Origin of the sequence: Kocuria nitroreducens (genome assembly GCF_042879195.1) — a bacterium.
Classification (GTDB): domain Bacteria; phylum Actinomycetota; class Actinomycetes; order Actinomycetales; family Micrococcaceae; genus Kocuria; species Kocuria nitroreducens.
Genome location: NZ_JBHZTC010000038.1, coordinates 1 through 9,919, shown reverse-complemented (window position 1 = coordinate 9,919; position 9,919 = coordinate 1). Strand labels below are relative to the sequence as shown.

Genomic DNA, 9,919 nt, shown 5'->3' with positions numbered 1-9,919 from the left:
GCCGCCCTCATGCCAGACCCCAGCCTGTATCCGGCACGCTCATCAGTATTAAGGGTTAAACGGCAAGCTAACACCTGGTCTCAAAACCTGATCGGTCGTTGCTCGCTCTCGTCCGGGTGGCTGACCATGCCTGCATGGCCACGAGAAAGCACCAGTGGATGGTCGATGACCGGTTGTGGGAGCTGATCGTCCCGCTGATCCCTGCCCAGCCGCCGCCCCGAGGTCCGGGTGGGCGGCCGCGGATCGAGGACCGGGCGGCCCTGGAAGGAATCCTGTTCGTGCTCCACACCGGGTGCCGGTGGCGGGACCTGCCGGTGGAACTGGGGTGTGGGTCCGGGCACACCGCCTGGCGCCGGCTGCGCCAGTGGCAGGAAGCCGGTGTCTGGGAGAAGCTTCACCGGGCCGTGCTCGAGGAGCTTTCCGAGGAGGAGATCCTCGACTGGTCCCGGGCCAGCGTGGATTGGGTGTCGGTGCGGTCCAAAAGGGGGGTGAGCTGACTGGCCCCAATCCCACCGACCGTGGGAAACCGGGCACGAAGTACCACCTGCTCACCGACCGCAACGGTCTGCCCCTGCACGTGCTGGCATCGGCGGCGAACACCCACGACAGCAGACTCTTCGAGCCCCTCCTGGAGACCAACCCCGGTGTGCGCGGCCGCCGCGGGCGCCCAGGCCGGCCCCGGCGCCCGCGGCGGCCGGAGAAGTTGCATGCGGACAAGGGGTACGACTACCCCAGGTGCCGGCGGTACCTGCACCGCCGCGGGCTCAAGGTGCGGATCGCCCGTCGTGGCATCGAGGACCGGAATCACCTGGGTCGGCACCGCTGGGTCGTGGAGCGCACCATCTCCTGGGTGCTCCGCTTCAAGCGACTCGGGCTGCGCTACGACCGCACCACAACCACGCTGCTCCCACTGCTGCTGCTCGCTGTCACCCTCATCAACCTCCGCCGACTGCGCCAAGCAAGGGGGTTATGAGACCAGGTGTAAGCCCTCGACGCTGGCCCGCTCCACCACGTTGAAAATGGTCATCTGGGCAACGGCTGACTCCGGCGCGGGTGCGGCGGGGGTTCCGGCACCTGCGCGCGAAGGCAGGTCAGACGGCCAGCGCGCCGAAACCCAGCTGCCCGGGAGCTGGACGTCCTTCCGGGGCGGCGAACCGATGCAGAGCCACCCACCACGACGTCGGCAAGATCACCAAATCGGACCCCGTCGGCACAGATCATCAGCCGGTCAAGGGTTAGTCGGCAAGCTCAGATTGTGGTCGCTCGCTCCGGGCGATCACGGCAGGCCGTCTACTGCTCGTCCATACTCAGCGCACCGGACGGGCACCTGTCGACCGCTTCCCGAGCTGCATCCTCCCGCGCGGCCGAGGGCGTGTCGGTGAGCAGGACGACGACGGCGTCGTCGTCCTGGTCGAACAGATCAGCGGCGACGAGTACGCAGTTGCCCGAGCCGATGCACACGTTGCGGTTGGCGCGAATACGCATGAGGTCCTCTCAGCCCAGGTGGACGGGCAGGGCTCGGTAGCGCAGCCAGAGGGGCAGGGGTTCGATGTCGAGTGCGGAACGGTCCACGGCCAGCCGCAGTCCGGGGTTGCGTTGGACGAGGATGCTCAGTGCGATGCGGGTCTCCAGCCGGGCCAGGTTCGACCCGAGGCAGAAGTGCACGCCGTGGCCGAACGCGAGGTGGTTGTTGGGGTGGCGGTCGATGTCGAACCGGTCCGGGTCGGTGAACTCCCGGGGGTCGCGATTGGCCGCGTGCAGCAGCGGAACGACGGAGGCCCCTGCCGGGATGGTGGTGTCGTGCCAGGTGACGTCCGTGACGGCGGTGACCGGCTCGGTGCTGCCGATAGGACTGCTGTAGCGCAGCAGCTCGTCGACGGCGGTGCGCCAGAGTGCCTCGTCCTCGGGTGCTGCGCGCAGCCGGTCGAGCTGCTCCGGGTGGTCCAGCAGCGTGACGACAGAGTTGGTGATCAGATTGTAGGTCGTCTCGTAGCCGGCGGTGACCAGCAGGAACACCATCGCGAGCAGCTCGTCGTCGCTGAGGCGTTCGCCGTCCTCCTCCGCGTGGATCAGTCCGGTCAGGATGTCCTCGCTGGGTGCGGAGCGTTTGTGCTCGATCAGGTCACGAACGAGATCGGTCAGCGCGTTCACGTCCCGGGCCCAGCTGGCCTCACCGAGTTCGGCCATGCCGGTGATGAGGGAGTCCACACCCTCTTGGAACCGGTCCCGGTCGGCGAGCGGAACACCGACCATCTCGTTGATCACCGTGGACGGGATAGGCAGGGCGAACTCGGCACGGAGATCGATGTCCCCGGCCGGCTCCAATCGGTCGAGCAGACTGTGGGCAAGCTTCCTCACCCGGTCACCGATCGTGGCGATCGCCCGCGGGGTGAACGATCTGGCCACCAGGCTGCGGAGCCGCCGGTGCGCGGGATCGTCCATCAGGATCAAGCTGGAGGTGGTCAGCAACCGCATCGGCTCCTGCACCGACTCGGGGAGCTGGTCCAGCAGTGCAGGGCCTCGCCCGCCGGGTGAGCGCTGGAACCGTGCGTCGGACAGCAACGTCCGGCAGTCGGCGTAGCGCGAGACCATCCACAGGTCCTGTTCACCCACGTACGCCATCCGTCCCCGGTAGACCGGGGCGTTGTCCCGCAACCACGCATAGTGGGCATCGGGATCGGCGAAGAACTCGGGGCTTCCGATGGTGATGGGATGGACGACGGAGCTCTCAGGGACGTTCATGATGGTTCCAACCCGACTCGTGACGAAGCGACTCCCACCCACGCCGTGCGATGTGACGACCGACGATTCGTGCCATGGCTGCTCCCACCGTTCACATTCCACGGTAGTGAGGCCGCACGGCGCCTTCAAGAGGACGACTTGCACCTGATCCAGGCCACCGTAGGACTGTCGCCATCACAGTGCCGTATGGCTTCACCGCCGGATCCCAGCGGGCGTCGTGGACCACGGCATGCACCACGGGCGCCTTCCCGAAGGAAGGCGCCCCGTGGACCGGTGGATCAGGAATCGACTGTGGTCAGTGCCCTGTCGCCGTGGACCCGGTGGACGTGCCGGACCGGTTCCACGCTTCGAGGCCGAAGGTCTCGTGCGTGGACGCAGCATCGGCGTCCGCCTGGGCCACGGGCTTCGGCGCGGGTGCCGCGTCCTCGGCCGACGGAGCCGTGGGTTCCTGCTGCGTCCGCGGCGTGGCCGGCTCCTGGCTGACGGAGCGCTCAGTGCGGGATGATGCAGTTCCCCACGGCTGAGCCGAGGGCGCGGCCACGACCGGCTGCGCGCCGGTTCCCGGCGCCGGCTGCTCGTCCGAGTCCGCGTAGTAGGACTTGCCGTAGTAGCCGTAATACCCGGCGTCCGCACCGGTGGTGGGCACCCGGTTGAGCACCACGCCCAGGATGTTGCCGCGGACCTGGTGTAGGTTCTCCAGGGCCTTGCCCAGCTCGTCGGTGGTCGTCTTCTGGGCGGTGGCCACGATGAGCGCGCCGTCGGCGGAGGCCGTGAGCAGCGCGGCGTCGGTGACCGGCAGCAGCGGGGGAGCGTCCACCAGGACCAGGGCGTCCTCGGCGAGGGTCTCGAGCATGGTGTGCATGGCCTTCGAGGACAGCAGCTCCGTGGGGTTCGGCGCGGTCTTCCCGGCGCCGAGCACCTGCAGGTTGGGGAACGTGTCGTAGGTCTGGAGGACCTCCTGCACCTGCACCTGCCCGGTCAGCACGTCGGTGACGCCCACGCCCGCCACGAGCCCGAAGAGGTCGGTAATCACCGGGCGGCGGAGGTCCCCGTCCACGACGACGACGTTGCGCCCGGTCGAGGCAATGGCCACCGCCAGGTTCGCCGTGATTGAGGACTTGCCCTCGCCCGGCAGGGACGAGGTCACCACGATCATCTTCGGTGGGTTGTCCACCGAGACGAAGCTGAGGTTGGTGCGCAGCTCGCGCAGCGCCTCGGCGAACTCGTGGTGCCCGCGGCCGGCGGAGATGCCGGTCTCGACGATGGCGCGGTGGTCGGACAGCCGGTCGTCGGTGGGGATGACACCAAGAACCGAGACGCCGAAGCCGTCACGGATCTCGTCAACTGAGCGGATACGTCGGTCCAGGCTGTCACGTGCTAATGCATATGCGAAACCTAATGCGCTGCCTCCAAGAAAACCAAGTGCAACATTAAGCTTGATATTGGGTGACGAGGGATCTAATGGATAAGAAGCATTGCCAAGGGCTAGTAGATCAACTCGGCTACCGGCACCGGCGCTACCAGAGGAAACCTCCAGTGAGTCAACCTGAGAAGACAACGCTCTAACCCATGCATTTGCCAGATCCGATGCACCCTGGGGAGTGCCGGATTCCGTCGTAACCCGTATTTCAACAGTATTCGCTGGAACGTCCGTACTGACACTTTGTAGTAGTGTCTCCGGCGATTCTTGTAGCCCAAGATCATCAATCACGGCTTCAGCCACAGCTACGGATGAGGCCAGAGATTCGTAGGACACTGCTTTGGATTGCGCCAAATTGTCGCCCGCCAGTGCGCTCGCTAGATCATCCTCACCGCGAGCCACCACGAGACCTGTAGCGGTAGACGTATAAGTCTTCGACTGAAGAAGTGACCAAACCACGGCCATGCTTAAAATTAACAGCGTAACAACTGTGATCCCGCGCCAATAAGTGCGAATAACGCGCACTAGATCTTTTCTTTCGGGCTTATCCGCTTTTTGCATGTCTTCAATGTGTGCCACAAAAAACCCTTTCTATTCCCCAATTCACCATGACCGCTAAGTAGCGGACGCTTGCTGCGAATCGCTAATATTTGTGCCTAAATGTTACGTGTTTGTCATGCAACCGAGAACACACACTACGAATTGCCAATGCAGATCTGGTTGTAACATTAGGCGAAAGTCCTAAGCCATAATCAAGTTCATATGTAACCACTGTGAGATGAGGACACGCGCTGGGGAACATCGGACTTCGCCGGGGCAAGACGCTCCGAGATCCCCAATCCCACCCACGAGGCGAGTAGCGCCATAGGTGCGGTCAGTGCCCAATACTGACCAGACATCATCGCCACCATCAAGGCGACCAATGTCGTTGCGGCGCCCACTGTAAAAACCGATCGCACTTGAACCAGCCACAACGCGGTAGCTACAAGAAAAAGGGCAAAAAAAATCAGGCCAAAAATGCCTAATTGCACACCGATCATCAGGTAGCCGTTGTCGGTCTGGAACGAACCCATAGGAGCCAACTCAGGGTAGACCTGTGAGATCGGTCCAGCGGCTCCAGCCCCCAAGCCCAGGGGATGATTGATAATGCTATCGATGGCTCGAGGATAAACGCTTCCAATTCTCTCATTGAACGATTTATCAGGGGAAAGGGACGTCAAGGTGAGTGCCCGGGAGGCGGCGGCCGCGATTCGATCGTCCTCTAAGCGGAAAAGCAAACTCCCACCTAGAAATACTACCAATGCCCCTGTAATCGTATACTTAATTATCCGCGGTATAATTTTTCCCTTGCCCCAAAAAGTCAATGAAAATAGTATTGTAAAAATAGATGCAATAAGTGCCGTACGATTAAGGCCAAGTAAACCTGCAAATCCTAGTGTAGTTGCCACAAGCCATAACAATAGTCGCAGGCGGCCCGTGGCATACAGGCCGGCTAGAAGAAAGCCCGCGACCAAACAACTGGAAAGCAAGCTAAAATCTTGATTTGTCTGCATAAGACCCATTGAGCGAATTTCCTGTCCCACCAAATAGGTGGACTCGCTGGCGTCGACTAAGCGTTGTTCTCCTGCGGTGAATCCACCGATGGCCTGTCGTACTGCTGCAATGCTATTTATTAGAATTGAAAAAATTGTAACCAGTGCTATAGTATTGCGACGAAGAGTTCGCTCATATACCGAGGGCGCGGACGCGACTACCCCTACGACTGCGCAAGCGGCCGCTAAGGGAAAAATAAGCGATAATCCAGCGCGTGCCGCAAAGTATGAACCTGAACCTAATGAGGCTACAAAAGCCATTAGTGAAATAAAAACAAAAAGTATGGCAAAAATTGCCGGAGCACTAAATGAAATTCTATGTTTAAATATAAGCATAGCTCCATGCAGGCCACCCATAACAACCAGCAACAATACTGGCAATGAAAGGCCAGAAAGCCCTGGCGCATAGGCCAGTATGTAGCCCGAGCTGGCGTAAAATACGATAGCGCTACCCGCCAGCGCGGTGGATACTCCGGCTCTTACAAGTGGGGGTAAGCTCAGGGTGAGAGCCAATACCAACGATGCAATAATGAAACTGCCCATAATAGCCAGGACGGACGCACCAAAGACTCCAATGCAACCAATGGCAATGTTAAAAGTTTTTGGATTTGTCACAAAAATTCCTTGATGAAAGGGCGGCTCTGTTGGACAGGCTTTGTCGGTCTCTCAATGGCTCAAATTGCTCTTACACCAATAAGCGCCCGCTGGCGTACGCAGAAGCCGGGCAATCGCCAAGGGAACTGCCGGTCAGTCGATGGCGTCTCCAAGCTTGAGTGCTTGGATGCGATCATGTGTCGAACCGCCTCTTGAGCGTCTAAATCCTTCACGGCCTGTGTTCATTCATGTGCACACAGTCTAGTTTGTGAAGGCACCGATGTAGCGTCGTGACACGTGTCCTGGGACGTGACGTTGGCCTACTCTGTGCAGCTGTGGATGCACCTGGCTTCTGATCTCCTAGTACTTGAGCGTCTTCGTGGCTCGCATGAGCCGCGTCCTCAGGCCCACTCGGCTCGAGTGCCGCCAGGTCGTCACGGCCGTCGTTCGGATGTGCAGGGCGTCTTCGACGCGAGCAGCGGCAAAAATTTGCGGTTAGCGACGTGGCGTCATTCGGTTGGATGCGCATGGTCTGCTGAAAATGTGGGATCGTCTGCGGGCATCACCGATGCCAAGGCCGTCGAGAGCCCAATCCTGGAGACGCGCGTACGCAAGCGCGGGCGGGAGTGACCATGGCCAGGTGTACATGCGTTGTGCTGTGTTCCGGCAAGTCTGCCAGGAGGATTAGGTGCTCGTTGGTCTCTACGTTGATCTCCGCTGATGCATCGACATGTATGCAGGCGAACGGTAGGCCCACGAACGCTTCGCGATGTGGTCCTACATTGGCTTGATTTCCGCCTCTGCCAGATCGTTCTCTGCCACGCGCCTGCTGGTACCGAAATTTTCCGGCAGTAGCCAGCTGCTGTCCGAGGGACGCCATTTTCTTCGCCCGCACGCCTACGCTCCCTCGATGGCTGGCCGGTGTGTCCACTATGCATTGCGTCGAAAGCCAGATGCCGGCTGCTCCTCGTCGGTCTCACATGTGGTCGAGACCCATCTGTCGCAGGAAACACGAAAAAATCCAGGAGCGTCATAAGAGGATTACAAGCGCGCATGACGGTAAAGTGTCGGCTGAAGCAATCCCCCCTCCATGGCAGGAACCCCCCATTGGTCGCTCTGACACCTCATGCTACGACGCTAACGCAGGCCCAAAAATCTCACTTCCGACCGGATATACAAGGTCTCCGCGCTGTCGCAGTCCTGCTTGTAGTGATTTACCACGCAGCTCCTGTGTGGGTGCCAGGGGGGTACATTGGGGTAGATGCGTTCTTCGTTATATCTGGGTTCCTGATTACCACACACTTGCTTCAAACGCTCACCACAACGGGGCATATCTCGCTGCCTAGGTTCTACGCGAAGCGTGCACTGCGAATCCTTCCTGCAGCCTTTGTGGTGGTGGCCCTCACCATGGTGGCCTCCGTGCTTTTCATGCCGCCGATGCTGTACCAGGGCGTGTTCGAGGGGGCTGTAGCTACCGCCTTGTACGCGCCCAACATGCTGTTCGCCTTAAAGGGCACGAACTATCTGGCGGAAGACAACCCTTCGGTGTTCCAGCACTACTGGTCTCTAGGCATCGAGGAGCAGTTTTACCTCGTGTGGCCGGCACTGTTGCTTCTCGGATGGCGCTGGTTCCAGCGGTCGGAACGAAACTTGTTCCGTGGGGCCCTGTTGCTTACTGTCCTGTCCTTCTTGGCCGGCCTTGTGATGATGCAGGTTTCGCAACCGTGGGCGTTCTTCTCCCTCCCGACCCGGGCATGGGAGCTCGGGGTTGGGGCACTAGTGGCGTTCCTGGTGCGCTCCCATGGGCACCGGCTGACGGGGGTCATGGGTGGCGCACTTGCCTGGGGCGGATTAATCGGGCTCCTGCTCGTGGCGTTCCTATACGACTCAGCTACGCCGTTCCCAAGCTTCTATGCCGCTGCACCGGTGTTTGCGACCGCCGCTTTGATCATTGGTGGACGTGGAGACTACGGCCCTAGCCAGCTGCTGAGCATGCGACCCATGCTGTTCATCGGACTTATTTCTTACTCCCTGTACCTGGTGCACTGGCCGATGCTTATTGTGCCGCAGTCCGTCGTCGGCTGGAACAACACCATGTCGCTGTGGCAGACCGTAGTCCTCGGGATGCTGTCACTACCTGCGGCCTACCTCTTGTTCCGATACATCGAAGACCCGGTCCGAAGGTCTCATCGACTGGCGTCCATTCCGCCGCTGCGTTCCGTCGTCAACTTCGGTATGGTTTCCGTCGTCCTTGCGGGACTCTCAATCGCGGGCATGGGAGTGACCCGCATGGATACGCTGACATCTGGGATGCGGGCGACCCCAACGTCCATTAGCTTGTTCCCGGCAGGCACGAGTTACGTTCCAGCAAACCTAAAACCGGCTTTGCGGGATGCGCCCGACGATAACGCCATTATCTACCGCAATGGGTGTCATCGCCCCTATCAATCTACTGATGTCTCCGGTTGCCAGTATGGGACAAACTCGGATGCCCCAATTGTAGCCCTTATCGGGGACTCTCACGCCGCGTCGTGGTTTCCCGCCCTTCACCAATTTGCCGAAAATGGAGAAATCCGTCTGGATTCGAACACCAAAAGTGAGTGCCACTCGGTGACTGTTCCACGGGACTTGAATAATGCGCCTTACCATGCGTGCGACAAGTGGCGGGCTGGTGTTATCCAACGGCTCAACAGCACCCCCCCAGATCTCGTGATTCTTGCCAACTACGGAAACGGCGCCTATCACGGCACCACCGGAGACCCCCATAGGGAGTGGGCAAACGGGCTTTCCACCACGATTAAGGCATTGCCCGAATCATCCGAGGTCGTCGTAATTGCTGACGTACCGGACATGGGCGAAAGCCCTGCGGTTTGTCTCTCCGCCAATCTCGAGGATGCCTCCGACTGCGTACGCAGCCGCGAACAGGCCACCGATCCCGACCTAGCTCTAGCCGAGAAGGACGCTACCTTGGCGGCAGGTGGTACATATTTGGACTTCTCTGACTATTTGTGTAATTCGGCCGACTGTCCGTCCATCATCGGTAATGAACTTGTTTACCGCGACGGGCACCACTTGACGGCCACCTTTGCTGAGTCTTTGAAAAGTCTGCTCTGGGACAAACTGGAGCCGCTTCTGGCGTAGCCGACGGCTACAGACACGCCTGTATAGAAGGCTTACACACGGTGGTCCGCCCCACATCGGGTTGCCACCGACAGATTCGGCCCTCAAGCATGCTGTACCTTCACGCATCTCAGAAGCTGCATCGCTCAACACGGAAGACACTCCCGTTAGAAATGACAAAGTTGGAGCCGGCGCCGATCACTGTTCCGTGACGGATTTAGCTGGAGTTGGACGATACATGATCGGTGGCTGCAAGGCAGTGGGGTGACCATGTTGATGTTATTAATCTTTGTCCGGGGCATGAGTTTCGGGGCTGCCGCACTGATATATGACGTTGATGATAAAAGAGTTTTCGTCACTGGTGCGTGTGACCCTCTAGGTGTTGTGGGGCATGAGGTTCTTGGCGCGGGTGCGTCGCTGAGATGAGGAACGGGCTCCTCGTCACAGGATG

6 protein-coding genes and 1 pseudogene are annotated in these 9,919 nt (G+C 60.1%); 2 read left to right on the top strand and 5 right to left on the bottom strand.

Annotated elements, in window-relative coordinates:
- Positions 1 to 134 precede the first annotated feature (134 nt).
- Positions 135 to 973 (top strand): IS5 family transposase gene (locus tag ACFYE1_RS16760; protein ID WP_387745470.1). Its coding sequence is split into 2 segments (ribosomal slippage): positions 135 to 480 and positions 480 to 973, totalling 840 coding nucleotides; the frame shifts between segments, so codons are not numbered across the junction.
- Between the two features lie 317 nt (positions 974 to 1,290).
- Here ACFYE1_RS16760 and ACFYE1_RS16755 read toward each other — a convergent pair.
- The 5 genes and pseudogenes from ACFYE1_RS16755 to ACFYE1_RS16735 form a co-directional block, all read right to left on the bottom strand.
- Complete coding sequence (locus tag ACFYE1_RS16755; protein ID WP_387745467.1) at positions 1,291 to 1,485, bottom strand: ferredoxin; 195 nt, start codon at positions 1,483 to 1,485, stop codon at positions 1,291 to 1,293.
- A 9-nt stretch (positions 1,486 to 1,494) separates the two neighbouring features.
- On the bottom strand, positions 1,495 to 2,742 hold the full coding sequence (locus ACFYE1_RS16750; RefSeq protein ID WP_387745464.1) for a cytochrome P450 family protein: 1,248 nt from the start codon (positions 2,740 to 2,742) through the stop codon (positions 1,495 to 1,497).
- A 295-nt stretch (positions 2,743 to 3,037) separates the two neighbouring features.
- Positions 3,038 to 4,300, bottom strand: coding sequence for a polysaccharide biosynthesis tyrosine autokinase (locus ACFYE1_RS16745; RefSeq protein ID WP_387745472.1), 1,263 nt, complete (start codon positions 4,298 to 4,300; stop codon positions 3,038 to 3,040).
- A gap of 198 nt (positions 4,301 to 4,498) precedes the next feature.
- Positions 4,499 to 4,723, bottom strand: a pseudogene (locus ACFYE1_RS16740) (polysaccharide biosynthesis tyrosine autokinase); the annotation flags it as partial.
- Positions 4,724 to 4,920: 197 nt separating this feature from the next.
- Positions 4,921 to 6,369 (bottom strand): O-antigen ligase family protein, encoded by a 1,449-nt coding sequence (locus ACFYE1_RS16735; RefSeq protein WP_387745461.1) that lies wholly within the window; start codon positions 6,367 to 6,369, stop codon positions 4,921 to 4,923.
- Positions 6,370 to 7,455: 1,086 nt separating this feature from the next.
- Between ACFYE1_RS16735 and ACFYE1_RS16730 the strand changes: the two genes are divergently transcribed.
- Positions 7,456 to 9,489: an acyltransferase family protein gene (locus tag ACFYE1_RS16730; RefSeq protein ID WP_387745458.1), complete on the top strand. Its 2,034-nt coding sequence runs from the start codon at positions 7,456 to 7,458 to the stop codon at positions 9,487 to 9,489.
- Positions 9,490 to 9,919 lie beyond the last annotated feature (430 nt).

Coding starts and splice junctions, on each gene's coding strand:
- ACFYE1_RS16755 (WP_387745467.1), bottom strand. CDS start 1,485: ATGCGTATTCGCGCCAACCGCAACGTGTGCATCGGCTCGGGCAACTGC.
- ACFYE1_RS16750 (WP_387745464.1), bottom strand. CDS start 2,742: ATGAACGTCCCTGAGAGCTCCGTCGTCCATCCCATCACCATCGGAAGC.